Source organism: Treponema endosymbiont of Eucomonympha sp. (genome assembly GCF_001028545.1).
Genome location: NZ_BBPW01000298.1, coordinates 1 through 790, shown reverse-complemented (window position 1 = coordinate 790; position 790 = coordinate 1). Strand labels below are relative to the sequence as shown.

The window sequence follows — 790 nt, the reverse complement described above, 5'->3', positions numbered from 1 at the left end:
CTTTTATATCGGGACAGAAACACTGGGGTCAAAGAAACTGAGCCTCGGCTGGTTCGGCGCGCAAGCCGATATTATGCTTAACGAGGGGGATACGCTCGACAGACTTGTCCCCGAAGCAAGCCTGTTCCGTAAAACCGCTTCCGCATGGGCGGTATTCAGTACTCCCGGGCACAGCGAAGGGTCAGTCTGTTTATACAATAAAAAAGAAAAAACTCTTATTTCAGGCGACACGTTGTTCTTGAACACGTGGGGCAGAACCGATTTAGGCGGCTCCGACTCTATTGCTATGAAAGAAAGCCTCCGGCGACTTTCTGCGTTGCCGCCAGAAACCCGCATATATCCTGGTCATGGCGCGTATGGGTTCGCATTGTCCGAAGAGCGCGGCGTTTTTTGAACAGGCGGGTAGCGTCGCCTTGACCTCCGTCAAAGAATTATGCTAGTTTCTGCACCGCTTTATCTAAAGTAATACGGTTTGCGCTTTTGAGATGTACAGCGTTATGCGGGCATAAAAGTGTCCGCTCGTATCCGCAAGAATTTATTTTCTATACGAAAAAGGAACCTCGATGATTTTTATTCCATTTCTGCAAAGCGTGTCGGTAGCACCTCGGTCAAGCAATATGCTCATGACTATCGCTCCGTTCGGACTTATTATCCTTATCTTTTATTTTTTTATCATCCGTCGGCAGAACGATGTGTCGCTGGAGGACGCATTCAAGTGCTTTGAAGAGGGCACTAAGCTTGCCTGCGAGCTGGAAAAAGAAATAGACAGGATAGAGGGCAAAATCCAAAT

Annotated in this window: 2 protein-coding genes; both read left to right on the top strand. The window is 48.0% G+C overall.

The genetic code is table 11. From position 1 onward, the window contains the following. The coding region (locus tag AWU74_RS06660) for an MBL fold metallo-hydrolase (protein WP_162504967.1) at positions 1 to 394 on the top strand (394 nt) is incomplete at its 5' end. 169 nt (positions 395 to 563) lie between these two features. Then, a partial coding sequence (locus tag AWU74_RS06655) for an exodeoxyribonuclease VII small subunit (RefSeq protein ID WP_238580216.1) occupies positions 564 to 790 on the top strand: 227 nt, incomplete at its 3' end.